Genomic DNA, 25180 nt, shown 5'->3' with positions numbered 1-25180 from the left:
TACGGTTTTTACCGAATAGTACATAAGCTTGCCTAATAAGGCAGGCTTATTTTGCCCATATAAGCCGCTGGAGAGTCTTTTATGCCCGACAAGCTACTTGGCTCACCCGCGATTGTTTCGTTAGCTAGAACGGCAAATAAACACGCTTCTTTCGCGTCGGGATTGATGCCGAGTTCTTGGAAAGATGTAATCTTAATTCCAGGGAGTCCATTTTTAATATTTTCCAGCAATAAAGGATTGTGTAAGCCTCCTCCACTTACATATACAGCAATGTTGTCTAAGCCTTTTGTTGCTTTTTTAATCCCTTGGATGATGGCTTGTGCCGAGAATAGATTGAGCGTAGCGAGTACATCCTCTGGGGCAATGTCTTGACTATTGGATGTAGCTTGCGCTTCTGCTAGGTAAGTTAAGTTGAAAAGCTCTGGGCCTGTTGTCTTCGGAAAGTCAACGCTAAGGAAGTCCTCCAGCATGAGCTGGTCTAGTAAAGGCTGACAAACACGTCCTTGTTTCGCCAAGCGAGCATCTTGATCCATTTCTAGCCCAAAATATTGATGACAATATTGATTCATCATGGTATTGCCAGGGCCTAAATCTGTTGCGTAGGCTGCCAATGCGGTATTCGATGCTGGTAAAAAGGTGAAATTAGAAATACCACCAATATTCAAAAGAACCCGATTTTCATGATTGTCGGTAAATAAAAGGAAATCGCCATAGGCTGCTAAGGGGGCTCCCTCTCCGCCTGCGGCGATGTGTTTTTGTCTAAAGTCAGATAGTGTAATAATTCCTGTTTGCACAGCTATATGGTCGCCATCCCCTATTTGAAGGGTACTGTTTGGGAATGATTCATCTTTTGTCAGCTGCTGTGGCGCGTGGTATACTGTTTGGCCATGGCTAGCAATAAGATCGACCTCTTCTTTCGTAATTCCCCATTGTTGGAGTGCTTCGTTGATGAGCTGTGCATGTGTTTGCCCGATGAGGGCGTTCAATCCACATAAAACCTGTAAATCAATAGTACGCTTCGCGAATACCAAACGTATTTGGTCTTGAAAAGTAGAATTATAAGGAAGGGTAACAAATTTTTCTACGGTTGTTTCGGTCGATTTTCCGGAACCTTTGATTTTACAAAGAGCGATATCCAGCCCATCAAGGGAGGTGCCCGACATTAAGCCGATAATGTATCGTTCTGTTTTTTGCGAAATAGCATGTAGTTTATCAATTTGTGCCTTCATGCTACTAAAATAAGCGTTAAAAGGTGGCTTTTAGTGAAATCTTTAAATTTTTGTTTATGTCAAATGATAATTCTATTTTTGAGCAAAGAAAAAGATTATGAATTTTCCAGCAGAATTAAAATACACTAAAGATCACGAGTGGGTTCGTGTAGAGGGTGATGAAGCCGTAATCGGCATCACTGATTTCGCACAACGCGAATTAGGCGATATTGTTTTTGTAGACATCAACACTATTGGTGAAGAGGTAGCTGCAAACGAAGTTTTCGGTACTGTAGAGGCTGTAAAAACAGTTTCTGATTTGTTTATGCCTGTTGCTTCTACTGTATTAGCTGTTAACGACGCTATCGATGGTTCTCCTGAATTAGTGAATTCTGACCCTTACGGTGATGGATGGGTTATCCGTGTTAAATTGAATGACGTTGCTGATGTAGATGCTTTATTATCTGCTGATCAATATAAAGCTGAAATCAACGCTTAAGTTGTAGCTATAAAAAAAGCCCGTATTCATGATAAATGAATACGGGCTTTTTTATGTATTGTCAATCGTTAGTCTTCAATAACGCCTATTTTAACATCGCTAATCACTTTAGCACCTTGAACTTCAATTGTTGTTTTCACGGTTCCTTCTTTCGTTAAAAAGCTTTGTTTGTCTAAGGTATAGCTACCCACAATCTCCCCTATTTGCTTGTCGCTAGTATCATAAAGCTTGCCTAAAACATCAATCACATAACCCTGTGGAGTTTCAGCTTTAAAAGTAGAAACAGTCTCCGTACGGGAAAGGAAAGGGTGTTCAGCCATTTGTACTTCATTTTTCCAAGTTGCGCCAACAGCGACAGCTTCATCAGGAAGTGGTGTTGTAATATTTCCAAATGTTTCGCTATCCATACCCTCATCAAGGCCTTCTGGTAAGGTGAAGTCTATTACTTTACCTTTTTGGCTTAGGTTCATCGAAAAGGTCTTTCCTAGCACCTGCGAGAACTGTGTTGCTAGCATTTTAGACATCTCATCTGCAGGCTCCTCTTCAGAGTTGAAATGAATGGTATTAGCGCCTGTATTTACATCCATCTTGATGCCTTTCACCACGCTTTCCATAGTGAATACATTGTTTTCGTGTTTGGTCGCTGTTAAAGACATTTTCATACCCATGTCCATAATAACGCTTTGTGGTCCATCTACATCTGTTTTAATAGTTAGCACCGTTGTTAAAGGTTTTCCGACTTTAGGGTTTAGTTTGAAATCGACAGCTTTCTGTGCGTAGCTAAATAAACTTAAGCACAAGGATGCTCCAATCAGGATATATTTTCTCATATTATTTTTATTTAATTATGAAGATAGGAAAAATGAAGTTAATAGAAAACAAAAAGGTCTCCAAACTGATGTTTGGAGACCTTTTACAGTATATTTAATACGCTTACTTTTTCAAGTAAGATACTTCTTTTACAGCTTTAACTACTTTCGCAACACTTGGTAATGTAGCTTCTACTAATGTTGAAGCGTAACCCAATGGTACGTCAGCTGATGTTACACGGATAACCGGTGCATCTAAATAATCGAAAGCATTCTTTTGTACATGGAAAGAAATCTCCGAAGAAATAGAAGCTAAAGGCCATGCCTCTTCTACAACTACTAAACGGTTTGTTTTCTTAACAGACTCGATGATAGCTGGGTAATCAATCGGACGTACAGAACGTAAGTCGATTAATTCTACGCTGATACCATCTTTTTTCAATTCTTCAATTGCTGGAATAACAACACGAGGAATCATTTTACCGAAAGAAACAACAGTTACGTCAGTACCTTCTTGGATGATGTTTGCTTTACCAATTGGTAAGTAGTACTCCTCTTCAGGAACGTGTCCTTTATCACCGTACATAACCTCAGACTCCATGAAAACTACTGGATCTGGATCGATAATAGCTGATTTTAATAAACCTTTAGCGTCGTATGGGTTGGAAGGAACAACAACTTTTAATCCTGGTGTATTTGCATACCAGTTTTCAAAGTTTTGAGAGTGTTGTGCTGCCAACTGACCCGCGTTACCTGTAGCACCACGGAATACGATAGGACAAGAAAATTGACCACCGCTCATTTGGTGAATTTTTGCTGCTGCATTGACGATTTGGTCAATAGCAACCAACGAAAAGTTGAAGGTCATGAATTCTACAATCGGACGTAAACCGTTCATCGCTGCACCAACACCGATACCTGTAAAACCAAGCTCAGCAATAGGTGTATCAATAACGCGTTTGTCACCAAATTCATCTAACATGCCTTGGCTAACTTTATACGCACCATTGTATTCAGCGACTTCCTCGCCCATTAAGAATATCTTGTCATCTTTACGCATTTCTTCGCTCATTGCTTCGCGAAGCGCTTCTCTGAATTGTATTTCTCTCATCAGTTGTAAAATTGTGTCTTTTTTAAAGAATATCGCAAAACTACTATTATTTATTGATATTTCGTAGTCTAGATGACGCAAAAAAGCTTGAAAAATGTCATTATTTGATAAGAAAGATGTTACAATGAATAAGAAGGTTACCCCAAAGAAGCGACAAATTTTTCAATAAAAAGATGGAGGTTTTTTAAGGCTGTCCCTATTTGCCAAGCTTCCCTGTTGCGAGGCTCAATATAGTTGGAGCTACTTCGAAATTGTAATACGGGTATTCCCTCCTGCTGAGCGACCATAAAAACGGCAGCCCCTTCCATGGATTCTAGGAGGTTTAGGCTTGGATATTGTGATTTTAAGCGGCTGATCGATTGTTTTGCACCATGTACTTTATTGACGGTTATACCGTGGATAGTTGGAACGGAAGGGTAATTTATCCGTATTTCTGGTAGCTTTTGTGCAAAGCGTGAGGTGCCAAAACCTAAATCCTCAATCGTAATAAACTGCTGATGATCCTCTGCGCCGAGTTCATAAATACAATCGTCTGTAATTTGATATACGTGGCCTAAGGTCGTTTTGGGATCAAGGATTCCAGCGATACCGATGTTAACAATAAGGTCATATGTGTTTGTCGTTAACTGCTTGGTGAGCGCATGGCTGGTGGCCAGCATACCGACTCCTGTGCATATAAAATCAATGTTTTTGCTTTCAAAGAGCGGAAGCAAAGCCGCTATTTCTGGTTGCGTTGCCGCAACAAAGAGAACTTTCATCATACCGAATGACCTTGTGAAGGTGAAGTTACTAATATATCGTTTTTAACAGTATATTTGTTCTATGATTTACATTACCAGGCGAGAAAGATTTAGTGCCGCTCATCGGCTGTACCGCGAAGATTGGTCGCAAGAGCGTAATGAGCAGGTGTTTGGAAACTGTTCAAACCCCAATTGGCACGGGCATAACTACGAGCTTTTTGTTACTGTCAAAGGGGAAGTCAACCCAGAGACGGGCTTCGTAATCGACCTTAAGGTGATGAAAAAAATCATTCTAGCACAAGTGGTAGATAAGCTAGATCACAAGAATATTAATTTAGACGTAGATTTTATGGCCGGCAAAAGAGCTTCAACAGAGGTGATAGCGATAGCCATATTTGATCAATTGAAACCTCACTTTGATCAGGAGCAGGTGCAGTTGCACGCTGTAAAGTTATACGAAACAGAAAACAACTATGTCGAGTACTTCGGCTAATAAACCCTTATACTAATGAGTAATCTAACATCTTTCGAAGACGAAGAGCAGGACGGTTATATCAAAATCGATCAGTACAATAAGAAATCAGTGGAGCAAATTGCGCAACACTATCCAGACATTTTACGCTCTATTGGTGAAAACCCAGAGCGTGAGGGGTTAATAAAGACACCAGAACGGGTAGCTAAGGCACTTCAATTTTTGACACATGGTTATGATATCAATGCCGCAGAGGTACTTAGAAGTGCCATGTTTGCCGAAGATTATAGCCAAATGGTAGTAGTCAAGGATATTGAAGTATATTCGATGTGTGAGCACCATATGTTACCATTTTTCGGTAAAGCCCATGTCGCTTATATTCCGAATGGACATATCGTTGGTTTGAGTAAAATCCCACGTGTAGTGGATGCTTTCGCACGTCGTTTACAGGTGCAGGAGCGCTTGACTAACGAGATTCGTGACTGTATTCAAGACACCTTAAACCCTGCAGGTGTGGCGGTCGTTATGGAGTGTCAACATATGTGTATGGCTATGCGTGGTGTGCAGAAGCAAAACTCGGTGACGACGACTTCCGCATTTACTGGAGCATTTCAGAACGATGTTACACGGTCAGAATTTTTACGCCTGATTACCGCTTCACTTCACTAGAAAAAATTAATCCTTTTAAACGCCTTGTATGAACAGTACAAGGCGTTTTTTGCTTATAACGAACGGAGTCAAAGGTTTAATTTATGTTAAATTGTTTCTCATTTTAAATTGGCTTCGTTACTTTTGTTCTTATGCTTGAAAATGAAGAGGCTTTAGATGCCTACTTGGAGAAGACCTGTGATGCGGAAAACGAGTTGTTAAGTCGAATAAATAGAGAGACTTACCTCAAAGAGACCATGCCACATATGCTTTCCGGTCATTTTCAAGGAAGAGTTCTTTCCATGTTGGCAAAACTTGCTAGACCCAAGCGAATTTTAGAAATTGGGACTTTTACAGGTTATGCTACTTTGTGTTTGGCGGAAGCTTTAGAAGAAGGCGGAGTCTTGCATACCATTGATGTGAATGAGGAACAAGAAGAGCGCGTTCGTGCTTATTTTGACGCTTCAGCTTATGGAGATCAAATCCATTATCATATCGGGGATGCAGCAGAGGTTATTCCTCAACTAGCGGGCGATTTTGATTTGGTGTTTATTGACGCCGACAAAAAGCGAAATTTATATTATTTCGAAACTCTGATAGACCGTGTTCCCTCTGGCGGATTAATTTTACTTGATAACGTATTGTGGAAGGGTAAAGTCTTGCTGGATAATCCAGATAGTCAAACCAAGCGTGTGTTGGAACTCAACGAAGCTTTGGCAGCTGATAAAAGAGTTGAAAAACTTATTCTGCCAATTAGAGACGGGCTTTTTGTTTTGCGCAAAAAGTAATTGTTGTACTAAAATTAAAAAAATGCTTAAAACAGATATTAGTAAATACTTTATAGTATTACTGCTGTTTGTGTTAACTGTCACAACGACAAAAGCACAAAAATTTTCACCCAGTAGCTATATAGCTGAGTATAAAGAAGTCGCTCAGCAGCTTATGGAAGAAACAGGTGTTCCTGCATCTGTCATATTAGCAATCGCTATTCACGAAAGTGCTTACGGTAATAGCCGTATAGCCAAACACCTCAACAATCATTTCGGTATTAAAGGAAGTAATCGTAGTAAAAAAATTCGCTCCGCTTATAAAGGATATAGCTCTGTAAGAGAGTCATACCTTGATTTTATCGATTTATTACAACGCCGTAAATCTACAAGTACACTTTTTGATGAAGCTACAGAGCAAGATTATAAAAAGTGGGTGCGTGGTATTGCACGTTCTGGATACTCTAGAACTGGCGATTGGTCATCTAAAGTATTATCAACGATAGATCGTTATAATTTAGATGATTATGACCAGCCTTTGATGCCTAATACTATACCTGGGAAAAGCATGCTTGCTCAGAATAGTGTTGCTCAAGAGGATTTGTTGTTAAAAGAAATGCTTAAAAATAAGCCCGTTAATAAGTTTGATGTAGCCGATATGTTGACTAAGAAGTTAAACAACGCTGCTGAAGGACTTACCCGTAAGGGAAAATTAGCGAGTGATAAATTACCAACAGGACAAAGATCATTGCTATAAATGAGAAACACGTTATTGCTTTTGCTTCTCTGCTTGTTCTTGGGAGCTTGTTCTTCTAAGCGACATGCTGTATTGAAGTCACCGTCGCATGCGAACGGTAAAGGTGGCCACGGCGCGGGTAATAACGGTAATAGTTCAAGCAATAACAAAACTGGAAATAAAGGAACCTCCTTGAGCGGAAACGCCTACATCGATCGTTATAAGTCTGTAGCGATTGATGAAATGAACAGATATGGTATTCCGGCCAGCATAAAATTGGCGCAAGCACTACTGGAGTCAGGTAATGGCAATAGTTTTCTTGCCCAACAAGCGAACAATCACTTTGGAATTAAATGTGGTGGTACTTGGAATGGGAAGTCTGTCACCCGTCCGGATGATAATATTAACGACTGTTTTCGTGTTTATAATAATGCAGAGCAATCTTTTCGTGACCACAGTACATTCTTATTGCGCAAGCGTTATGAGAAGCTCTTCTCCCTGAAAAAGAATGATTATAAAGGATGGGCTCGTGGTTTGAAAGACGCAGGCTATGCGACAAATCCACGGTATCCTGAATTATTAATTGAATTGATTGAGCGGTACGCCCTGTACCAATATGATAGTGGTGAGCGTTCTTATGCTGCTGAAGAGAAGCGTATCGAGAAGGTTGAACACTTGATTGCAGAGAAGCAAATTGAAGAACCCGTAGCTGCTACAGAAATCAAAAGTGCTGTCGTGATGACCATCTATGAGGTTAAGACTGGTGATACCTTGTTTGCAATCAGCAAAAAGTATAACGTCAGCGTTGATCAACTAAAACAATTAAATGGCTTATCCTCCGATAGCCTTTCTCTTGGCCAACTTATCGTCATCACGAAGTAGGTAAAGATTTAAAATTTGTTAAGAAATAAACAACTTATTCTTCTTTACGTTAGTTTTACATCGTGAGCATGATGAAGACCCTTTTCTTTCTTTTTATCGTCGTTAACCTGCCCTTTTTGGGGTCGGCACAGGCCGTTCGTTCTGTCGAAGGAATCGTGTTTGACCAATTCAGTGGTCAGCGTGTCGCGAAGGCTTTTATTCGGAATGACGAAACCAAAGAGAATACGTTTAACAATTCGCGCGGAGAGTTTTCGCTACATGTAGAGGCTGGCGAAAAGATTATCGTTGAGAAAGAAGGCTACTTTACAGATACATTAACCTATACTGGGCAAGCGGTGCTCCTCATATATATGCGTCGCTCTAGTATCTATATTCCTGAAGTTCGTGTCGTTGCTCGTCAATCTCCTGATGACGTTTTAAAAGCTACGAAAGAGGCTTATCGGAAGAGTTTTAATTTAGCTGATCCAGGTGATGTTTTTACCGTGGGGCCTACGGGAGCAGGTATTAGCATCAATGCTATTTATAGTCTTTTTAGTCGTGAAGTAAAACAAGCGAAACGCTTGACAAGGATTATTCAAGAGGACTATGAAGCCAACGTTGTCGATTATAATTTTACACGAGATTTGGTTAGTAATATTACAGGGCTAAAGGGTGACCAGTTGACGCTTTTCATGCGTAATTACCGCCCTAGCTACACTTTTGTGAAGCTTGCAACGCCTTATCAATTGTCATCGTATATAAAAGGTAAGTATGAAATGTTTAAATTAAATCCTAACTTGCGCCTTTTACCAGAATTACCTCAGATACATTTAGACGTTGCTAATTGAGAATAACATGTTTAATAAAGTAAAGATACTTCTTGTTCTTATGGCCTTGAAGGGTGTTGATGCTGCATATGCACAAGCAGACCTAAAAGATTTACGCGCAAAGCCAGATTCAAGTTTTGTTGAAGGCGCTGATACTCCACTTTCTAGATTGAATAAACTTCACGTACCAATCCCTAAATTGGATTTAGAGGTTGACTATTGGAAGCATTGGACGAAATTTGGGATTAATGCCAATCAATCATCTTTTAGTGATAACTGGAATGCCGGGGGAGTAAACTCCATGGCTTTAGGTGGATTAGCATGGCATAAGTCTGAATTTAATAAGAATAATTTCCAATTTGTAACGGAGGTTGATCTGAAATATGGTAAAATCAAGAACAAAGATCAGCTGGCAAAAAAGAATAATGACCGTATTTTCTGGGATAATAAATTAGCGTATAAATTGTCTAAAACATGGGCATTATACTTCTCGTTAACCTTTGAATCGCAGTTTGATGTGGGTTATGCGTATAGTAAAAACATGTATGTGGACGGTAAGGTAATTCCTAACCCAGATGGTAAAGAACGTATTTCGGAGTATATGTCTAGTTTTATGGCTCCAGGATATTTTACAGAGTCTTTCGGTTTGGAGTACAAACCTGATAAGAGTTTTTCTTTACGTTTAGGTACGGGTACGGCTCGTCAAACGCTTGTATTGGATGATCGAGTGAAGTCTTTAACCGTTGCGGAATATAAAGAACGCTATCCGTTAAATGTCCCTATTAGTAGTGATCAGTCGAAGTTTGGTTTAAAACCAGGGGAGTCTTTCCGTAATGACCTCGCATTCCAGATTACGGCCAATTTAGATCGTGATCTTGCGAAAAATTTGAATTTAAAAGCGCGTTATAATTTATTTGCGGACTATAAGGACATCAGTGATCCAGATCATCGTTTAGATGCTACATTAACAGCCAAAGTCACGAATGCGGTTAATGTATCGCTTTCTGGAATCCTTCTTTATAACTCTACTGAATCCACTAAAGTACAGTATAGTCAATCTTTGGCTATGGGTGTTATTTATAGTTTACCAAGATAAGAATCATGCGTAAAATTATCGGTTTAGGGATATTGACTTTACTTTTTGGCTGTGGTTCCAAAAAGCAAGTTGTTTTGCAACAACCTAAGCCGGTAACTGCCGTGGCGGCCATCGTAAGCGATAAGCCTGTTCAAAAAGAAAATACTGTAGCTCGTAATGCGGATGAAGGCTTGGAGCCTAACCCAGGCATTAGTAGCGCCGAAAATATTCGTCTACTGATGCAGACGGGGCTGAACAAGAATGTTGATTGGGCAGAAGCTATGCATTATGATGTGCGTAGACCAAGTTTTGTCATCATCCACCATACAGCGCAAACAAGCATCAATCAAACGATTCGTACCTTCCAAGTGCCGCACAGTAAGGTCTCCGCTCATTACGTTATTGGTCGTGATGGCCGCGTTGTGCAGATGCTGAACGATTATTTACGCGCTTGGCATGCCGGTCGTAGTAAATGGGGTAGTATTACTGATATCAACTCCGTATCCATCGGTATTGAGCTTGATAACAATGGTAAGGAGCCTTTCGCTTCGGCGCAGATTGACGCACTAATGGGGCTCCTAGATACGCTGAAAGCGAAATATCAAATTCCATATACTAACTTTATTGGTCATGCCGATATCGCTCCGCTGCGTAAGGACGATCCTAGCACTTTATTCCCGTGGAAGCAGTTAGCTGATCGTGGATTTGGTGTTTGGTATGATGAAAAGAACTTAGAGCCGTTACCAGACAATTTCAACTATATCGACGCCTTACGTATCGTAGGCTATGATGTAACGAATTTACGGGGCGCTATTATCGCTTTTAAGCGTAAGTTTATCGTGGTCGATACAAGCGCAACGATGACGGATTATGATAAGCGTATTTTATATAACGTTTATCGTCGTTATTACTAGTTATTTCTTGCTTAAAGCTTGCAGGATATAGCCAAATACGATAACACAAACACAGCCCACCAAATTAAGCCATAGGTAAGCTAAAACATCAGCTTTCCAGATCGAGAATATCACAATCTCAGATAGTACAGCAGCCCAAAATACAGCCTTCCCACCTATTGATTTACAATAGAAAGCAACTAAGAAGATTCCCAATATCGTACCGTAGAATAAAGAACCTAGGATATTAACGGCTTCTAGGAGGTTTCCAAGCTTACTCGCAAATAAGGCTACCGCTAATGCTATCATCCCCCAAAACAAAGTGAAAAGACGCGACATGAGTAGGTATTTCCGGTCGGAAGCATCTTTATTGACAAAGCGTTTATAAATATCAATAGCCGTGGTGGAGGAAAGCGAGTTAATGGCACTTGCCGTTGCGCCCATAGAGGCGAGGAAGATAACACTGACCAGCAGCCCCACAAATCCAATTGGAAAGGTGCTCGTGATGAAGGATAGAAAGATATAATTATTGTCATTCAGATCAGCTTTCGGATTGTTTTTGAGTAAAAGCTCTTCTAATTCTTTACGCAGTAACTTATCTTGATTATTCTTTTGGGCTAGCGCGTAGCGTTGTTGATCTATTTGCTGTTTGTCGTCCGCTTTTAACGCCTTTGTAAGCGCTTCTACATGGATAACCTTCTCCTTGCTTATCTTTTCATGTTTCTCCGTTATACGGTCATATTCGGGCTTATAAATGCTATTCTCAATCTTATTGACCTCCACATTATTAAAAAATAGCGGAGAAGTATTGAATTGGTAATAGGCAAAAACAAGAACTCCGATAAGGAGAATACAAAATTGCATCGGAATCTTAAGGAGACCATTCATTAGGAGTCCTAGTCTAGATTCGCGCGTTGAAGCCCCTGTAAGATAGCGTCCTACTTGGCTTTGGTCGGTTCCAAAATAAGAAAGCTGAAGGAAAAATCCACCTATTAACCCCGTCCATACGGTATATTGATTATTAAGGTCGAAGCTTAGGTCGATGGCCTTTGTCTTTCCTGATTTTCCCGCAATGTGTAAAGCATCAATGAAGCCCATATCGCCAGGGAGCAGCCTAATAACAAGGACGCCAGCGGCAAACATAGCCCCGAAAATGATACTCATTTGTAGCAGTTGGGTGTAAGAAACCGCTTTTGTACCTCCCCAAACGGTATAGAGAATTACCATACTACCGATAATCAAGGTTGTATAGGTTACATCCAAGTAGAGGATGCTGGATAGAATGATAGATGGCGCAAAGATGGTAATACCTGTAGATACGCCGCGCTGTATTAAGAATAATGCGGCAGTCAGTATCCTTGTTTTAACGTCAAATCGTTTTTCCAAGAATTCGTAGGCTGTATATACTTTTAAGCGTTGAAATATAGGGACAAAGGTTGTGCAGATGACAATCATGGCCAATGGAAGGCCGAAATAAAACTGCACAAAGCCCATTCCAGACGTATAAGCAAGTCCGGGGGCGGAAAGGAAGGTAATGGCGCTGGCTTGTGTAGCCATCACCGAAAGACCGACATGATACCATGGGAGCTCTCTGCTGCCTACGATATAGCCATCGATATTTTTGATACCTCTACTTTTATACATCCCGTAGAGGATGATAACAAATAAGGTAAAAAAGAGTACTATCCAGTCAATAGTACTCATGAAAAATATTTAGTAAAACAATACATGCCTACCATGCAGGCCACAAGCCAAAGGCAGACTAGTATATAAAACTGTCTCCAAGATTTGACAAAAGGAGGCAATCCCTTATCTGTCATGCGATTTAAATGGTAATAAAACGCTGTTGAAGAAAATAGCAAATACTAAACCTACAACCAAACCTGTAATGAAGCCTGAAAACGTGCCACAAGTGATTGTTGAAATTAAACCGCCGAAAACCGTTCCTACTAAAAGGATGATACCTTTAACGTTGATTGTTTCGTTTTTTTCTACTTGATTTCCCATTATAAAATTGTTCGTTATTGTTCTTTTGCTAACAAATTTACAAATAATCTATTAGCTCCGGGAATTCCGGCAGGTAATTGTCTGAAAAAAGACAAAGAAGTATAGACAAATTTGCCTTTTCCGATCTTTTGTATCAGTAGAGAGCCTTGATGAGGTCCTTCCTTTTGGTCATGCATAACCAAAGGCTTGCGATAGCTCGGGTCTACATTTTCAGCAAAGTAGAGTCCGCGCTCCTGAATCCAGTTGCTGAAATCTTTTTCTGTGATTTTATTCGGGTAGTTTAAGACCGGATCTTTCGGATCAGTAAAGGTGACCTTAGCATCTTCCTCTGTCACGCGTGCACGCGATAACTGAAAAGGTTTTGGTGCGAAATTTTCTTTTTGCAACGGATTGTTCACGTTGTATTGCATCAAGGCTACTCCCCCATTTTCAACGTATTTGTAAATCAAAGGAAGCTTCTGCCCTATTTGTTTATCAACATTGAGGACACGCACACCAAACACCAGCGCATCATATTTAGCTAATAAGGAAGCTGTGATATCTGCTGTTTTTAGTATATCGACCTGTATACCTAGCTCGCGTAATGCTTCTGGCACACGGTCGCCCGCCCCCATGATGTAGGCTACTGTTTTCACTGGATTAATGAGGTCTATATTTTTTAAGGATACCGTTGCTGGAGGAAACCACGCTTGCGTCGGGATATGCGCATAGGCAATTTCGCGTAGCGTAGTCAGTGGCTTGCCTTGCACAAGGAAATCTAGCTTTGTCGTGTTCTCGTCTGCATTAACGTTGCTAATGGTAATAGTTTGCGTACTATTTCCTTGTTGGTCGAAAGCCAGATTGACGATTTCAGGGCTTATTTTCCATCCGCTACCGGCTAAAGAAAGTTGTACAGCTACTGTTCCAAGGTTTTCTTGCTGTGCTTGAAAGCTCACCTGTAGGGTTTTACTTTCTCCTTTATTGACTAATAGCACTTTCTGTTCCGCTTGTGCGGTTATTTGTGGTCTTACCTGCACATATTCGTACACCTCTCCACGTACCGGGTCTACATATTTATACTGTAATGGTAAGTTGAGTTTAATCGTTAGGTCGCCAATCCCCAATAGGGTAGCAACAGCAGGAAGATCAGGATTTGTTGGATAGCCGAAATTTTGAGCAGGCACGTCGAATTTCCCTAAACTATGTGGTTTTGCGAGCCAGTAGGGCTGTGTTTCTGTTGCTAGCGGTAACTCTCCGTTAAATACTGTTAAGCTGTTGTCGGCTAGCTTTTGCTGTATATTTTGCCCATTTAAGCTTACTAAGCTCAAGTTTACACCGGCATTGCGGACTACTAAACGTGCTTGGAAAGGGCTATTGGTACCTACAGCCGCATAGGGCTTTGGTGCTATGGCTTCGATGTGTAAACCTGCACAGGCAAGAATTAAACGCTCTATTTCTTTTGTTTTTTTCTCTTTCCAGTAAGGTGATTCTACTTTTTGAACTAAATGCCAAAGCTGCACCAGTGCCGGAATAGAGGCTTGAGGCTTTACGGCATTATAATTTTGCACTAACTTTTCTATCGCTAAAGAAACAGGTGCTCCTCCTTTGACACGCTTCCAGCTTAAGTCTACTTGATCAAAAATATCAAGCTGCGCCTGGCTGCCTGCTACATGTTCAAAAGACTCTATACTGCTTCCATTGCTGGCCGCAGAGCCGAAACCTTGACTTTTATGCTGTGAACGGCTGCGTGCCGATAATTCACCATAGGACTCCCCCAAAAGGGTGTTGTATTGACCAATATCAACTTTTAGTTGGTTGGTCGAATTGCCTTGCATGCTCATGAAATTCGCCGTGTTCCAAATCAAGCGCTTAGCTTGCCAAGGCTGTACCTCGCTTAGCTGCTCAGGGAAGGCCTTAGGGTCGGCTGCTGCATCAAATGCTTCGCGCGCTAACAATGCGGAAGCTTGGTGATGGCCGTGTCCTCCCCGCTCGTCGGGTGGAAAACGGGTGATGATGACGTCCGGTTGTAGCTTACGGATGATAAATACCGCTTCGCGGAGAACTTCCTGCTTATTCCAGAAACGAAAGGTCTCATCGTATGTTTTGGAGAAGCCAAAATCGTAGGCCGCTGTAAAATATTGCTCGCCACGGTCTATCTTACGAGCCTGTAGGAGCTCTTGTGTGCGTATTAAGCCGAGTTCCTCGCCTTGCTCCGTGCCGATTAGGTTTTGTCCGCCATCGCCTCTTGTCAGCGACAAATAGGCTGTTCGTACCTTGCGTTCTGAAGCGAGGTAAGCAATAAGCTTAGTATTTTCATCGTCGGGGTGTGCGGCAAAGTAAAGGACAGAACCGAGTGTGTTCAGTTTCTCCATTTGGAGTTGAATATCGGCGGCATGTATAGGTGTATAGCTTTGGGCAAATGCTTTCCCTATAAGCAAACCCAGAAAGCATAGGCTTAGGTATCGTTTTTTCATCAACGTTAAAATTAAGCATTATTTTGTATTACCATTCATGATTTCCGGCCCGTTTGGACAAAAAAATAAGGGGAATCAAATAATTTTGATTCCCCTTACCAACAATTAAAAATCTTTGTCTAAAACTTCACATTCAAGCTGATAAAGCTTTTTATTGCAGGAAGCAAAACTGTTTGTTTTAAAAATAGTAACCTTTAGTATCAGTAAAAATAGGGTTATTATGTGTAAAAGCTAGAAGAACAAAAAAAAACTTTTCCACATTGGCCGAATTATAAACAGACGACGCTTTGCAGAAAAGTTTAATTAGTTCCTAATCAGGACTATTGTGGTTTTTTTATTTGTCGATAGAGCCTAAAACTCTTTTCATAAAGCTATTTAGAGCTTCTGTTTTTGGCATTCCTTGTTTTACGAGTTTATCAACCTCTACAGCACCATATAAGTTGGAAATGATTTCACCGATGACATCTAATTCTTCGTCTTTTAAAGCGGACGATTCGGTTAGCACCTCTAATGTTTCAATCGTTTCGTGTACAAAATCAACATCGTTCTGCTCGATGAATTCCGTTAAGTGCTTAATTACTGGTAACTTCATTTAATAATTCAATTAATCCATCAACTTTGTTAGTTTGTACTTGGTTCACCAATTTACCATCTTTAAAAGCGGCAAATGTAGGCAAGTTGTCCACGTTTGCTAGTTTACGGGATTCTGGGAATTTCTCAGCATCCACGATTACAAAGTGAACATCTTCGTTCTCTGTAGCCATTTTTTTGAACTTAGGCTTCATGATTCTACAGTTTCCACACCAAGATGCAGCATATTGAACCATTACTGTTTTATTGTCTTTAACAAGGTCTTGTAAGGTGTCTGTTTCTAATTCGTTTAGCATGATATAATTCTTTTAAGTAAGGATGCCTGCCAAAGGCTGTTTCGCAGGCATCCTTGTTTGTATTGTGTTATTAGTTTGCAGATAAGTAAGTAGCAACGCCTTCACGTGTAGCGTTCATTGCTTCTTTACCTTCTTCCCAGTTAGCTGGACATACTTCACCGTGGTTTTGTACGTGTGTGTAAGCATCAACTAAACGGATATATTCTTTTACGTTACGGCCTAATGGCATATCGTTTACCGACTCGTGGAATACTTTACCAGTTTCGTCGATTAAGTAAGTAGCACGGTAAGATACTGCAGAACCTTCTACTAATGTACCATACTCAGGGTGCTCAACTTCTTTCAATTCTAAGATACCTAATACGCTAGAAAGGTTACGGTTTGTATCAGCGATAAGTGGGTATTCTACGCCTTCGATACCACCATTGTCTTTTGCTGTGTTTAACCACGCAAAGTGAACTTCTGCTGAATCGCAAGATGCACCAACGATGATTGTGTTACGTTTCTCAAACTCTGCAGCTGCTTCTTGGAATGCGTGTAATTCTGTAGGACAAACGAATGTAAAGTCTTTTGGATACCAGAATAAAAGAACTTTCTTACCTTCATTTTTAGCTTTTTCAAAAATGTTGATTTGGAAGTTATCTCCTAAATAATCAATAGCATCAACTGTAATGTTAGGGAAATTTTTACCTGTAAAACTCATAATATTCTTGTTTTTCTTTATTTATGTTCTACAAATTTACGATTTTAAACAGTGCTTTGCCAATCGAAAGACTCTATGAGTTATTGTTAAAATCTATTAAGTTGTTAAGCGGTACGTGGTAAACAGGTATAATAGGTGCCCTTAAAAGTTCTTTTCTGCTCCTACTCTTTGTGTGAAAGGTTTTTAGTAACTAAGATTATATTTTACGAGTAAATTAATCCTTGAAAATTTTGTTGAAGGCAAAGCTAAAGGAAACCATAAAATCAGTAGATTTGACCTGCGGCCCCGTAGTTCAACGGATAGAATAGATGTTTCCTAAACATTTGATAGCAGTTCGATTCTGCTCGGGGCTACTACCTTTCTAAATTTTTACAGCTTTACTTTCTTTTTCACGTCGTGCTGCTAGGCAAAGTTTGTTTTCTTAGCTATACGCAGCTTATTATCGATTTGATATTCGTCTAAATTTTCAGTTGCTCTTCTGTGAGGCTTCTTCCTATTCTTATTTCTTTAATGTTTGGACGGCTATTAAGTGCCCTATGTCCAAGACTAATATTTATTTTTTAATCAAAATCTTTCTATAGTCTATAGAAATTGTATACATTAGCGATCTAAACCTTTTATATATATGAAATACAGGAACTTTCAGCGTGCAATACGACCGAAATTATTCTTTGCTTTAGCGCTAGGTCTAAATAATATAGTATTTACCCCTACTGTTGAAGCGGGATCGTCTACGGCTGTAGGTTTGCAACAACAGCAATTAGGTGGACGAGTACTCGATCGTAGCACGGGAGAACCTATAAAAGGGGCTACCATTCGGCTGAAAAACGGTGTGAAAGCTGCGAGTACGGATGCTTTTGGACGTTTTGAAATTTCAGCTCAGCTGGGAGAAGTGTGGGTAGTTAGCTACTTAGGCTATAGCAATCAAGAGTTTGAGGTACGTAATTTTTCGCCGGTATCCATCCAGTTGGGCCAACAATCCAACAACGTAGAAGATGTTGTTGTGGTAGGTTATGGTAGTCAAAGCAAAAAAGAAGTTACGGGTGCTATCGCTTCGATATCTGGAGCGGCATTACAAGGTATTGCTGTCCCTTCTTTTGAAAATGCTATTGCCGGTCGGTTGCCAGGCGTTGTTGTGCAAGAGCCGTCAGGAGAACCGGGCGCTGGCCCTACGATACGTGTGCGTGGTTTAGGGTCGATTTCTGCGGGCAGTGATCCTTTGTATGTTATTGATGGCTATCCGATATCAAAGAATGTTTCTAGCGGTGTCCAAGGGGATGTAAATACACGTACGGTTGCTTTTGCTTTACCGTCGGTGAATCCTTTGGCCGTCATAAATTACGCAGATATTGAATCTATCGATGTGTTGAAAGATGCTTTTGCATCGGCCATTTATGGATCGCGTGCTAGTAATGGTGTGGTTATCGTTACGACAAAAAAAGGAGCGCGTCAGCAGCAAGGAAAACTGAATCTCGATATTTTTGGAGGTATTCAAGATGTGGCTAGAAGGGTGAAGATGATGAATGCCCAAGAGTATGCCGCCTACTCATTAGAGGCAAAGAATAATGCCTATGTGCAAGATTTTCCTACGGCAAGTAAGAATGATAATAATACGGAGCGCTACAAACGCAGTAATTTAGCGCAGTATTTTCTACCCGATGACTTTATTAATCCGACGGGTACCGATACCGATTGGCAAAAGGAGATTTTCCGAACATCGCCTATTCAGAGTTATAATCTTTCGTACAGTGGCGGAGGCGAGCGTTCTCGGTATTATGTTGCGGGAGGTTATTTTAATCAGCAAGGTATTATTAAGAAATCGGGATATGAACGTTATAATTTACGTATCAATCTAGAAAGTGATTTGGGAAGTCGTGTGAAGGCGGGAATAAACTTAGCTCCTTCTTATACCAAATCGGAGAAAGCACCAGCCGGAGCTCCTTACTTTGCGGTACCTCCTGGTATTATCTATTCGGCACTCGTTACTTCACCAACGGTATCACCTTATTTACCAGATGGAAGCATTAACCAAACGGATAACCAATCGCATATCTATACACCAGATGGTCGCGGAACAGGCATGACAGAGGCGAGTAATCCTTTAGCGATTACCGCGTATATAAATGATAATTTACAACAATATCGCACCACAGCAAATGGTTTTGTGTCGGTAGATTTGCTTGAAGGGCTTACGTATAAATTGTATGCCGGAGCTGATTTTAACCATTTCAATCGTTCGTTTTACCGCTCCAAGGCCTTTTTATTCCGTCAGGCTACCGTTGGAGAGCCTTATGGGCAGTCCAACGCATCTTTTAACTTAAACTATATTCTCGAAAATACGCTGACCTACGATCGGTATTTTGGACAAGACCATCATCTGAATGCTTTAGTCGGCTATACAGGGCAAAAAGATTTAATTGAGTACAACAATGTGCGCGCTGAAAAATATCCAGATGACTTGGTTGAAACAGTAAGTGGCGGGCAAGTTACGGGAGGCACAGGCATTCGTGAAGAATGGTCGCTTGCTTCTGTTGTTTCTCGTATCAACTATGCGTATAAAGGAAAAATATTATTGGGAGCTTCTTTTCGTTCCGACCGTGCTTCTCGATTTGGGTCGGATAAAAAAACAGGGTCATTCCCTTCCTTCTCTGCCGGTTACCGCGTTAGTCAGGAGTCTTTCTTACAAGATAGCCCTTGGTTGAATGAACTTAAAGTTAGAGGTAGTTGGGGTAAAACAGGAAACTTCCTGATTCCGAATTATGCTTCCATAGGCCTGCTCGATCCACAGAATTATGTTTTTGGCGATGTTGTACAGAACGGTTTAGCGCCGTCAACCATCGGAAATAAGAACCTTACTTGGGAGAAAACAGAACAATGGAATATTGGTGTTGACCTTGCTTCCTTTCAAAACCGCTTAAGTTTTGGTTTTGATTATTATAATAAAAAGACTTCCGACCTACTCTTGTATGTGCAAGTTCCTTCATCTATAGGCTACACTACTGCTTTACAAAATATCGGAGAAGTGGAGAACAAAGGTTTTGAGGTATCTGTAAACAGCCGAAACTTAGTTGGTGGCTTTAAATGGAGTACCGACTTGGTGTTTTCTAAGAATAAAAATACCGTATTGCGCTTAGGTCCAAACAATGAGCCCATCTTGACGGCTGGAGCTGCTGGCGTGCGACATATCACACAGGTAGGCTCGTCTATCGGTAGTTATTATGGCTATGTGGTAGATGGTATTTATCAGTCTGATGCGGAGGTTGCGCAGTCCATTCCAGATAAAATTGCACCTGCTGCTCGTGCTGGTGATTTTAAATTCAAGGACATTAATGGTGATGGAAAAATTGATGCTAACGATAGAACTGTAATCGGAAACTATCAACCGGATTTTGTCTATGGTATCACCAATCGTTTCGATTATAAAGGATTCGATTTGAGCATACAGCTGCAAGGTAGCCAAGGTGGAAAGGTGTTGAATCTGACGCGTAGACATTTGGGGAACGGCGAAGGAGCGACCAATTCTTACAAAGATTGGACGGAACGTTGGGTATCGGCGGAGCAACCAGGTAATGGTAAAATTCCTCGTGCTGACCGTTTAAGCGATAATCATGGACAAAATAATCGTCCTTCAGATTTTCAAGTGGAAGATGCTAGTTTTCTACGCTTGCGTAATATCACCTTTGGCTACGACTTGACGGGTAAGGTACTAAAAGGTAAAGTGCAGCGTGCGCGCGTGTATGTTTCTGGAACGAACCTGTATACCTGGACTAAATATATTGGTTTCAATCCAGAGGTAAGTAATCAAATGCAGTTGGCACAAGTGCAGGGAGAAGACTATGGCGCGTATCCGTTGATTCGTAGTTTCTCGTTTGGTATTAATGTTGGATTCTAAAAAAGGCTAAAAATGAAATTTTTATATACAAAAGAAAATATAAATAGTTGGGTAGGATTAAGCTTGCGTAAGAGCTTGAGCGCTTCAGCCTTTCTAGGGCTGTTGACATTCGCGGGCTGTTCATCGAAGTTCACCGATTTGGCTCCTATTTCGCAACGGAATACGGAATCTTTCTATAAAACATCGGGCGACTTTGTTGCTGCGGTGAATGCTACGTACAAGGTGCTACAGGCAGGTGGTACCTACAATCAGAGTTATTGGGTGCTTTTTGAGCAACGCTCTGATAATACCGATCAGGGAAGCGATGGTACCGGATTGGGTGCTGAGCTTACGCAGGTTGAGAATTTCCTTGAAATAGCAACAAATGGTATTGTGGAAACGGCCTATGTAGATACCTATAAAGGCATTGCGCGTGCAAATATTGTCCTTGATCGTATCGATAAAATTAGCTTCGATGAAACGTTAAAAAATAGATTAAAGGGCGAAGCGTTGTTCCTACGTTCTTTGTTTTACTATCAAGCAGCTATAGCCTTTGGAAATATTCCTTTGGAATTGCAGGAAAGTGCAGCCAATGAGCAAAAAACACAAGTAGATGCAGCAACCATATATGCGCAGCTAGAGCAGGATTTGAAAATAGCAGAGGGATGGTTACCTGCAAAATATACAGGTTCTGATGTGGGTAGAGCGTCCAAGGGGGCTGCGGCGATATTATTAGCCAAAGTGCAGTTGCTATTGGGGAAAAAGACGGAGGCAGCACAAGTTTTACGTCGTATTATTACGGATAATAATTACCGTCTAGTTACCTACGATAAGTTGTGGGGGCTAGAGAATAAAAATAACCCAGAATCAATCTTTGAGGTACAATTTAAAGGTGGCGGTACGGGCACTGGAAATTGGTTTACCAATGCATTCACGCCTTTGCTATTTAGTAGTACGGGAACCTATAAAAACCGCCCGACGAACGAGATGGTCAAAGCCTATGAGAGTAAAGACCTACGCTTTAAGCTATCGATGGACACCATTTATACAAATTCGGCCGGACAGGTAATTACCAATTCGCGAAATGATGCTCGTTTTATTGTTAAGTATGGTAAGACCAATGCTTTTGGTGAGAATGATGCTTCGTATAATTTCCCTGTTTTTCGCTACGCGGATGTATTATTATCCCTTGCTGAAGCATTAGGCGAAACCGATGAGTCGTATACCTTGATTAATGAAATTCGCCGACGTGCAAACTTAGACCCTATAAGCCGTACCACTGCGGGAACCTTTGAGGATAAACTGTTGCGTGAAAGACGTATTGAGTTTGCTTTTGAAAATCATCGTTGGCCAGATTTGCTGCGGTTTAAAAAAGCCGAATCGGTATTACAAGGAATCGGTAAAAAACCACGTTTGTTATACCCGATTCCACAACGGGAGTTGGATATAAATAAGTCGTTTAAACAAAATCCATTGTAGGGATAAGACGTAGAGGACGGTAGGATGCGTATAATTTTGATTGTGTTGTGTATGATAAGTGTGCTTGTAAAAAAAAATGAAGCAAAGGCTCAGGAATCGTGTAATGCTAACGCGATAGAGCTTGTGCATGCGTTGCAAAAATTAAAAAACATAGACCGTGTACTCTATGTTGGAGCCCATCCAGACGATGAAAATAATCGTCTGTTGGCCTACCTCTCCTATGGTAAAAAAGCAACTACAGCCTATCTCTCCCTTACACGAGGCGAGGGAGGGCAAAACTTTATTGGTAGCGAGTTGGGCGAAGAATTGGGCATTTTACGTGTCCAAGAATCTCTTTCCGCCCGTAAGATTGATGGAGGCATCCAGTTCTTTAGTCGCGCTAAAGATTTTGGTTTTTCGAAAACTGCCGAAGAAACGTTGCAGTTTTGGGGCGAGCAGGAGGTGTTGGAAGATATGGTGTGGGTAATTCGTTATTTCAAACCAACACTTATTATATCTCGATTCTCATCGGAAATTCCGGACCCTCATGGACATCATCAGGCCGTTGGACTACTTGTTGAAAAGGCTTTTGCTATGGCTGCCGACCCAGCTGTATTTCCAGCGCAGCTTCCTACTTTAGGAACTTGGCAGGCGCAGCAGCTTTTGTGGAATGTATATCAGGAGGCTGGTGTGAAGGATATCGGTGGGCAGGTAGACCCACAGTCTCATTATTGGGGTTTGCAGATTCCGGCTATGAATAACCTATTGGGAAAAAGTTATGGCGATATCGCTGCCGATAGTAGAAATCAACATCGCTGTCAAGCGATGGGAAATCTACCCAACAGGAAGGCTTCTACGGAGTATTTCGAGCTCTTGGCTGGTCAAGTAGGACAAAATGGAAACTTAGATTTGGACGTCTCCCCTATCTATAAATCGGCGAGCTACACTAAGTATTGCAAGTTTGTCGACCAGGCTATCAAAAATTTCGATGCCGATGAACCGTCCAAGATTGCGGACAAACTGATTAACCTCCTTCAGTGGCTTGCAAAGCAGCCACATGAAGATTGGCTAAGCTTAAAAAAAGAAACGATAGAAGCCTTGTTAATTCAGGTTTTGGGTATACAATTTGAAGCCAACAGTCCGCATGGCCTTTGGTGTATTGGTGATAAGGCGCAGGTGGATTTACTATGGTCTGCTCAAGGAGCGGGAAAAGGCATAACACTGGAAAAAATTGAAATTCCTGCTTTGCGTAAATCTATTGTGAAGCGGCTTCCTTTGCAGACCTCTGGACAGCTTAGCCTATCGGGTGAAATCGACCGAAATTTAAAGCCTTATCTTTCTCCATGGTTGCGCGAGGCAGGTGTGCCACACCGTTACCAGTCTACAGAACTTTCTGACCATATTTTGTCGACATTACCTATTTCGCCGGAGCTTAAAGTTTCTTTAGTCATTCAAGGCGTACCACTCGTTCTTCAGGTACCTATCAAAAAGGTGTGGAACGACCGCTTATTGGGTTTGCAGCATAGTCCGGTTGTCCTAGCTCCACAGGTTGCGGTAAATTTTTTATCAAAAAACCTCCTAATTAAGGATGCCAAGCCGCATGAGGTGTTGGTCGAACTAAAGGCGCTTAAAGCGGGCAATAGTCAAGGAAACCTTGCTTTGACTGCTCCGCAGGGATGGACGATTCTGCCAGCACAGGTAGATTTTAATTTGCAAAAGGATGAAAGCAAAACAATTCGCTTTACCGTTCAGGTTGCTCAAGGGCAAGAAGCTATAGGCAATTTAGGCATTCAGGTACGTATAGATAGTTTGCAGTTTGAACAGTCGTATAGCCGCATTGAATACCCACATATTGTTAAGCAGCAGTTTTTTCCAGCCGCTAGTCTACGTGTGGTACGCACTTCTATTGCGACCACGGCAAAGCGTATTGCCTATATCAAAGCGAAAGAAGATAAACTGCCTACCGCATTGCGCGAGTTTGTGGCGCAGGTAGATGAGCTATGGGGCGATGCTTTGGCAACGCAAGATTTGGCCGGTTATGATGCCATTGTGTTGGGCGACCGCTTGTATAATGTGAATCCGCAAGTTACACAGGCCCATGCACGCCTTCAGCAGTATGTAGAAAATGGTGGTGTCGTCATCAGTTTGTATAATACCGATTATGACCTAGATATACCTTCTGTAGGGCTGCTGCCGGTGCAGGTTTCCAACGAAAGGATTACCGATGAGGATGCCGAAATTACTTTTTTAGCTAAAGATGCGCGGGTTTTGAATTATCCGAATGCCTTAGGAACCAATGATTTTAGCGGATGGATTCAAGATAGGGCGGTATTTATTCCTACGCAGTGGGATAAAAGATTTGTTCCTGTTTTAAGCAGTCAGGATAAGGGACAAAAGCCACAAAATGGACTCCTTTTGGTGGCTCAACAAGGAAAAGGTTATTATATCTATACCTCGCTGTCTTTGTTTCGCCAACTACCTTATGGTGTTCCCGGAGCGTATAAATTATTTGCCAACTTATTGTCTATCGGTAAATAAAAAAAAGGAACAAGAGGTTTAAGCTAGATTAGAAGTCCTGCATTAAATAGGTGTAACGCGTATTGTATTCACAACCCGAACGTCGTTCATTTTCGTGTTATTGTATTTTACTTAAAATTATTAACTTAGTTTATACATAAATCACCTATTATGAAAAGTGTCTTTTCCCTTTTAGCTATAGCCGCAGTGTTGTTGTTTAGCTCTTCTATTCAGAAAAAAAACACAGCTAGTGGATGTGAAATGACGGTTACTTATGCCGAATTGGCTCATGCCGCCTTTAAAAAAGCCTACAAAGCATCATCTATTGAAGATGCTACTCCTTTATTAAAAGATGGTGTAGCAAAAGCAAGTGAAGCTTCGGCCTATGCTATCTCTCCTAAATGCAATTGCGATATCGCGAAAAACTACGCTTTAAATGCGGTAACATTTGGAAACAAGGCGCTTAAAACGTCTGACTTAGCAGAACTTAAAAAATTAACGAAAAAAGCAATGGATATGTCGCTCGATGTGCTGACAGCTACACCAAATTGCGGAGCTGAAAAGTCAAAATAGACGATGCTATTTTAGCGATGTGTCCATTTTATTTAAAAAACTGGACATATAGGTGTTTTCTGTCC

23 protein-coding genes and 1 tRNA gene are annotated in these 25180 nt (G+C 41.0%); 14 read left to right on the top strand and 10 right to left on the bottom strand.

Annotation, left to right across the window (positions count from 1 at the left end):
* Positions 1 to 32: 32 nt before the first annotated feature.
* Positions 33 to 1229: an anhydro-N-acetylmuramic acid kinase gene (locus tag WH223_RS09120; RefSeq protein WP_340047281.1), complete on the bottom strand. Its 1197-nt coding sequence runs from the start codon at positions 1227 to 1229 to the stop codon at positions 33 to 35.
* Between the two features lie 97 nt (positions 1230 to 1326).
* On the opposite strand from WH223_RS09120, the gene gcvH reads away from it, so the two are divergent.
* Positions 1327 to 1707 carry a glycine cleavage system protein GcvH gene (gcvH, locus tag WH223_RS09115; RefSeq protein ID WP_340047279.1) on the top strand — a complete coding sequence of 127 codons (381 nt, stop codon included), beginning with the start codon at positions 1327 to 1329 and terminating at the stop codon, positions 1705 to 1707.
* Positions 1708 to 1775: 68 nt separating this feature from the next.
* Here gcvH and WH223_RS09110 read toward each other — a convergent pair whose 3' ends face one another.
* The 3 genes from WH223_RS09110 to mqnB form a co-directional block, all read right to left on the bottom strand.
* Positions 1776 to 2537: a DUF6263 family protein gene (locus WH223_RS09110; RefSeq protein WP_340047278.1), complete on the bottom strand. Its 762-nt coding sequence runs from the start codon at positions 2535 to 2537 to the stop codon at positions 1776 to 1778.
* 103 nt (positions 2538 to 2640) lie between these two features.
* Positions 2641 to 3627, bottom strand: a complete 987-nt coding sequence (locus WH223_RS09105) for a pyruvate dehydrogenase complex E1 component subunit beta (protein WP_340047277.1) — start codon at positions 3625 to 3627, stop codon at positions 2641 to 2643.
* A gap of 137 nt (positions 3628 to 3764) precedes the next feature.
* Positions 3765 to 4388, bottom strand: a complete 624-nt coding sequence (gene mqnB / locus WH223_RS09100) for a futalosine hydrolase (protein ID WP_340047276.1) — start codon at positions 4386 to 4388, stop codon at positions 3765 to 3767.
* Between the two features lie 61 nt (positions 4389 to 4449).
* Between mqnB and WH223_RS09095 the strand changes: the two genes are divergently transcribed.
* From WH223_RS09095 to WH223_RS09060, 8 genes are all read left to right on the top strand, one after another.
* Entirely contained in the window at positions 4450 to 4860 is a 411-nt protein-coding gene (locus WH223_RS09095; protein ID WP_340047275.1) for a 6-pyruvoyl trahydropterin synthase family protein, read from the top strand.
* 15 nt (positions 4861 to 4875) lie between these two features.
* On the top strand, positions 4876 to 5508 hold the full coding sequence (gene folE / locus WH223_RS09090) for a GTP cyclohydrolase I FolE (protein WP_340047274.1): 633 nt from the start codon (positions 4876 to 4878) through the stop codon (positions 5506 to 5508).
* 131 nt (positions 5509 to 5639) lie between these two features.
* Positions 5640 to 6275, top strand: a complete 636-nt coding sequence (locus WH223_RS09085; protein WP_340047273.1) for an O-methyltransferase — start codon at positions 5640 to 5642, stop codon at positions 6273 to 6275.
* Positions 6276 to 6297: 22 nt separating this feature from the next.
* Positions 6298 to 7011 (top strand): glucosaminidase domain-containing protein, encoded by a 714-nt coding sequence (locus WH223_RS09080; RefSeq protein WP_340047272.1) that lies wholly within the window; start codon positions 6298 to 6300, stop codon positions 7009 to 7011.
* Positions 7012 to 7872, top strand: coding sequence for a glucosaminidase domain-containing protein (locus WH223_RS09075; RefSeq protein ID WP_340047271.1), 861 nt, complete (start codon positions 7012 to 7014; stop codon positions 7870 to 7872).
* A 68-nt stretch (positions 7873 to 7940) separates the two neighbouring features.
* A complete protein-coding gene (locus tag WH223_RS09070) occupies positions 7941 to 8699 on the top strand; it encodes a hypothetical protein (RefSeq protein WP_340047269.1) in 759 nt (252 codons plus the stop codon).
* Positions 8700 to 8706: 7 nt separating this feature from the next.
* A complete protein-coding gene (locus WH223_RS09065) occupies positions 8707 to 9774 on the top strand; it encodes a DUF3078 domain-containing protein (RefSeq protein ID WP_340047268.1) in 1068 nt (355 codons plus the stop codon).
* Between the two features lie 5 nt (positions 9775 to 9779).
* Entirely contained in the window at positions 9780 to 10667 is an 888-nt protein-coding gene (locus WH223_RS09060; protein WP_340047267.1) for an N-acetylmuramoyl-L-alanine amidase, read from the top strand.
* Here WH223_RS09060 and WH223_RS09055 read toward each other — a convergent pair whose 3' ends face one another.
* The 6 genes from WH223_RS09055 to WH223_RS09030 all read right to left on the bottom strand — a co-directional run bounded on the left by WH223_RS09055 (position 10668) and on the right by WH223_RS09030 (position 16696).
* Entirely contained in the window at positions 10668 to 12350 is a 1683-nt protein-coding gene (locus tag WH223_RS09055; protein WP_340047266.1) for a sodium:solute symporter, read from the bottom strand.
* 105 nt (positions 12351 to 12455) lie between these two features.
* The gene (locus WH223_RS09050; RefSeq protein WP_340047265.1) at positions 12456 to 12653 is read right to left on the bottom strand and encodes a hypothetical protein; all 198 of its coding nucleotides are present in this window, start codon (positions 12651 to 12653) and stop codon (positions 12456 to 12458) included.
* A gap of 14 nt (positions 12654 to 12667) precedes the next feature.
* Positions 12668 to 15106 (bottom strand): PIG-L family deacetylase, encoded by a 2439-nt coding sequence (locus WH223_RS09045; protein ID WP_340047263.1) that lies wholly within the window; start codon positions 15104 to 15106, stop codon positions 12668 to 12670.
* A 334-nt stretch (positions 15107 to 15440) separates the two neighbouring features.
* Entirely contained in the window at positions 15441 to 15698 is a 258-nt protein-coding gene (locus tag WH223_RS09040) for a DUF6952 family protein (RefSeq protein WP_340047262.1), read from the bottom strand.
* A complete protein-coding gene (locus tag WH223_RS09035) occupies positions 15679 to 15993 on the bottom strand; it encodes a thioredoxin family protein (RefSeq protein ID WP_340047261.1) in 315 nt (104 codons plus the stop codon). The genes WH223_RS09040 and WH223_RS09035 overlap by 20 nt, the downstream gene beginning before the upstream one ends.
* Positions 15994 to 16063: 70 nt before the next feature.
* Positions 16064 to 16696, bottom strand: coding sequence for a peroxiredoxin (locus WH223_RS09030; protein WP_340047260.1), 633 nt, complete (start codon positions 16694 to 16696; stop codon positions 16064 to 16066).
* A 281-nt stretch (positions 16697 to 16977) separates the two neighbouring features.
* On the opposite strand from WH223_RS09030, the gene WH223_RS09025 reads away from it, so the two are divergent.
* The 5 genes from WH223_RS09025 (at position 16978) to WH223_RS09005 (ending at position 25115) form a co-directional block, all read left to right on the top strand.
* A tRNA-Arg gene (locus WH223_RS09025) sits at positions 16978 to 17049 on the top strand.
* 272 nt (positions 17050 to 17321) lie between these two features.
* The gene (locus WH223_RS09020; RefSeq protein WP_340047259.1) at positions 17322 to 20588 is read left to right on the top strand and encodes a SusC/RagA family TonB-linked outer membrane protein; all 3267 of its coding nucleotides are present in this window, start codon (positions 17322 to 17324) and stop codon (positions 20586 to 20588) included.
* A 12-nt stretch (positions 20589 to 20600) separates the two neighbouring features.
* Positions 20601 to 22046 (top strand): RagB/SusD family nutrient uptake outer membrane protein, encoded by a 1446-nt coding sequence (locus WH223_RS09015; RefSeq protein WP_340047257.1) that lies wholly within the window; start codon positions 20601 to 20603, stop codon positions 22044 to 22046.
* A 51-nt stretch (positions 22047 to 22097) separates the two neighbouring features.
* The gene (locus WH223_RS09010) at positions 22098 to 24563 is read left to right on the top strand and encodes a PIG-L family deacetylase (protein ID WP_340047256.1); all 2466 of its coding nucleotides are present in this window, start codon (positions 22098 to 22100) and stop codon (positions 24561 to 24563) included.
* A 150-nt stretch (positions 24564 to 24713) separates the two neighbouring features.
* The gene (locus WH223_RS09005; RefSeq protein ID WP_340047255.1) at positions 24714 to 25115 is read left to right on the top strand and encodes a hypothetical protein; all 402 of its coding nucleotides are present in this window, start codon (positions 24714 to 24716) and stop codon (positions 25113 to 25115) included.
* Positions 25116 to 25180 lie beyond the last annotated feature (65 nt).

Origin of the sequence: Sphingobacterium sp. MYb382 (assembly GCF_037572665.1) — a bacterium.
Taxonomy (GTDB): Bacteria; Bacteroidota; Bacteroidia; order Sphingobacteriales; family Sphingobacteriaceae; genus Sphingobacterium.
The sequence above is the reverse complement of the archived record's forward strand: the minus strand, read 5'-3'. Positions and strand labels throughout refer to the sequence as shown.

Bases quoted from the DNA above. Each gene is read 5' to 3' on its own strand.
- WH223_RS09120 (WP_340047281.1), bottom strand. From the start codon at position 1,229: ATGAAGGCACAAATTGATAAACTACATGCTATTTCGCAAAAAACAGAA.
- gcvH (WP_340047279.1), top strand. From the start codon at position 1,327: ATGAATTTTCCAGCAGAATTAAAATACACTAAAGATCACGAGTGGGTT.
- WH223_RS09110 (WP_340047278.1), bottom strand. From the start codon at position 2,537: ATGAGAAAATATATCCTGATTGGAGCATCCTTGTGCTTAAGTTTATTT.
- WH223_RS09105 (WP_340047277.1), bottom strand. From the start codon at position 3,627: ATGAGAGAAATACAATTCAGAGAAGCGCTTCGCGAAGCAATGAGCGAA.
- mqnB (WP_340047276.1), bottom strand. From the start codon at position 4,388: ATGATGAAAGTTCTCTTTGTTGCGGCAACGCAACCAGAAATAGCGGCT.
- WH223_RS09095 (WP_340047275.1), top strand. From the start codon at position 4,450: ATGATTTACATTACCAGGCGAGAAAGATTTAGTGCCGCTCATCGGCTG.
- folE (WP_340047274.1), top strand. From the start codon at position 4,876: ATGAGTAATCTAACATCTTTCGAAGACGAAGAGCAGGACGGTTATATC.
- WH223_RS09085 (WP_340047273.1), top strand. From the start codon at position 5,640: ATGCTTGAAAATGAAGAGGCTTTAGATGCCTACTTGGAGAAGACCTGT.
- WH223_RS09080 (WP_340047272.1), top strand. From the start codon at position 6,298: ATGCTTAAAACAGATATTAGTAAATACTTTATAGTATTACTGCTGTTT.
- WH223_RS09075 (WP_340047271.1), top strand. From the start codon at position 7,012: ATGAGAAACACGTTATTGCTTTTGCTTCTCTGCTTGTTCTTGGGAGCT.
- WH223_RS09070 (WP_340047269.1), top strand. From the start codon at position 7,941: ATGATGAAGACCCTTTTCTTTCTTTTTATCGTCGTTAACCTGCCCTTT.
- WH223_RS09065 (WP_340047268.1), top strand. From the start codon at position 8,707: ATGTTTAATAAAGTAAAGATACTTCTTGTTCTTATGGCCTTGAAGGGT.
- WH223_RS09060 (WP_340047267.1), top strand. From the start codon at position 9,780: ATGCGTAAAATTATCGGTTTAGGGATATTGACTTTACTTTTTGGCTGT.
- WH223_RS09055 (WP_340047266.1), bottom strand. From the start codon at position 12,350: ATGAGTACTATTGACTGGATAGTACTCTTTTTTACCTTATTTGTTATC.
- WH223_RS09050 (WP_340047265.1), bottom strand. From the start codon at position 12,653: ATGGGAAATCAAGTAGAAAAAAACGAAACAATCAACGTTAAAGGTATC.
- WH223_RS09045 (WP_340047263.1), bottom strand. From the start codon at position 15,106: ATGAAAAAACGATACCTAAGCCTATGCTTTCTGGGTTTGCTTATAGGG.
- WH223_RS09040 (WP_340047262.1), bottom strand. From the start codon at position 15,698: ATGAAGTTACCAGTAATTAAGCACTTAACGGAATTCATCGAGCAGAAC.
- WH223_RS09035 (WP_340047261.1), bottom strand. From the start codon at position 15,993: ATGCTAAACGAATTAGAAACAGACACCTTACAAGACCTTGTTAAAGAC.
- WH223_RS09030 (WP_340047260.1), bottom strand. From the start codon at position 16,696: ATGAGTTTTACAGGTAAAAATTTCCCTAACATTACAGTTGATGCTATT.
- WH223_RS09020 (WP_340047259.1), top strand. From the start codon at position 17,322: ATGAAATACAGGAACTTTCAGCGTGCAATACGACCGAAATTATTCTTT.
- WH223_RS09015 (WP_340047257.1), top strand. From the start codon at position 20,601: ATGAAATTTTTATATACAAAAGAAAATATAAATAGTTGGGTAGGATTA.
- WH223_RS09010 (WP_340047256.1), top strand. From the start codon at position 22,098: ATGATAAGTGTGCTTGTAAAAAAAAATGAAGCAAAGGCTCAGGAATCG.
- WH223_RS09005 (WP_340047255.1), top strand. From the start codon at position 24,714: ATGAAAAGTGTCTTTTCCCTTTTAGCTATAGCCGCAGTGTTGTTGTTT.